General features: G+C 52.9%; 2 protein-coding genes. Both read left to right on the top strand.

Going from position 1 to position 1,702, the window contains the following annotated elements; all coding sequences use genetic code 11:
• Positions 1–51: 51 nt before the first annotated feature.
• Positions 52–993 carry a tRNA (adenosine(37)-N6)-dimethylallyltransferase MiaA gene (gene miaA / locus ACTHUE_RS18020; protein WP_070461802.1) on the top strand — a complete coding sequence of 314 codons (942 nt, stop codon included), beginning with the start codon at positions 52–54 and terminating at the stop codon, positions 991–993.
• Between the two features lie 3 nt (positions 994–996).
• On the top strand, positions 997–1,702 hold a 706-nt coding region (gene tadA, locus ACTHUE_RS18015; protein ID WP_440424104.1), incomplete at its 3' end, for a tRNA adenosine(34) deaminase TadA.

The following is a 1,702-nucleotide window of genomic DNA, read 5'->3' as shown; positions in this document are numbered from 1 at the left end:
ATGGTTTGCCCGGGTTTGCTATAATCGCATTTTTAATTTTTCCGTTTTCTTATGAACGCGCCCAAAGCCTTCGCCGTACTCGGCCCGACCGCCGGCGGTAAAACCGCACTGGCCTTAAATATTGCCCAATCGCTGCCGGTGGAAATCATCAGTTTGGATTCCGCACTGGTGTATCGCGGCATGGACATCGGTACGGCCAAGCCGACTGCCGAAGAGCTTGCCGCCGTACCGCATCATTTGATTGATATTATTTCGCCGCTGGAAAGTTACAGTGCGGCAGATTTTGTCGGCGACTGCGTGCGCTTGGTGAACGAAATACATGCGCGCGGTCGCTATCCGCTGATTGTCGGCGGTACGATGATGTATTTCCACGCGCTGACGGAAGGTTTGAACGACTTACCTAGCGCGGATGCGGCAGTGCGCGCACAGCTTCAGGCAGAAAAAAACGAACACGGTCTGGCAGGCCTATATCGCCGTTTGCAGGAAGTTGACCCGATTACAGCAGGCCGTCTGAAAGCCAATGACAGTCAGCGTATTGAGCGCGCTTTGGAAGTCTATCTTCTGACCAGCAAGCCTTTGAGCGAACATTTCACAGAGCAGAAGCAGGCTGCGCCCTTATTGGATTTATGCACGGTTGCCCTGATTCCCGAAGACCGCCATTTGTTACACCAGCAAATCGAAAAACGCTTTTTAAATATGCTGGAACACGGTTTCCTCGATGAAATGCACGCCTTACGCCGCGATTATCCGCAGCTGCATGCCGATATGCCGTCTATGCGCTGCGTGGGCTACCGTCAGGCTTGGGATTATCTCGAAGGCGAAACCGATTATGTTACCTTTGTCGAAAAAGGCATTGTCGCCACGCGCCAGCTTGCCAAACGCCAGTTGACCTGGTTGCGGAAAATTCCTTTGGCGCACACGTTAGATCCTTACTCAGACAGCGATTATGTTCAGACGGCCTTAGCCTTGGCGCGTCAGCATTTTCAGGAATAATCCATGCTGACCACGCCACCACTTGCCCCTAAAACATTGACCGCGCTAAAAGAATTGGGTGTTTGTACGCTGGAAGATTTACAGGAAATCGGCGCAGTCCGCACATTTCTATTGCTGAAAGCGTCGGGTTTGACCGTAACCAAAAGCACCTTGTGGCAACTGGCTGCGCTGGTTTCAGGTGTAGATGTCCGGCATATTTCCGAGGAGAGAAAGACGGAGCTGGGCGAGGCCTTGAAAAACCATCCGCCTGTTGCCGTTTTCCCTTCGCAAAACGATATGGAAACCTTTATGCGGCTGGCGATAGAACAGGCCAGACAATCGGCGGCCTTGGGCGAGATACCAGTTGGCGCGCTCATCGTATATCAAGGTAAGGCAATCGCAGCGGCACACAATACCTGCATTGGCGACCACAATGTCAGCCACCACGCCGAAATTAATGCGCTTGCCGCCGCAGGTAAGGCCTTGCAAAACTATCGCTTGGCAGACTGCGACGTGTATATCACATTAGAGCCTTGCTCCATGTGCGCATCTGCCTTGATACAGGCGCGGGTCGGGCGCGTGATTTATGGTGCGGCCGAAGCCAAAACCGGTGCGGCAGGCAGCGTGGTCGATTTGTTTGCCGACAAACGTCTGAACAAGCATACCGCAATTTTGGGCGGCATATTGGCAGAAGAATGCCAAAGCGTATTGCAGGATTTCTTTGCGGCCA

Source organism: Neisseria sp. P0021.S005, assembly GCF_051956955.1.
The sequence above is the reverse complement of the archived record's forward strand: the minus strand, read 5'-3'. Positions and strand labels throughout refer to the sequence as shown.

Excerpts from the sequence above, each read along its gene's own strand:
- miaA (WP_070461802.1), top strand. The coding sequence starts at position 52 with ATGAACGCGCCCAAAGCCTTCGCCGTACTCGGCCCGACCGCCGGCGGT.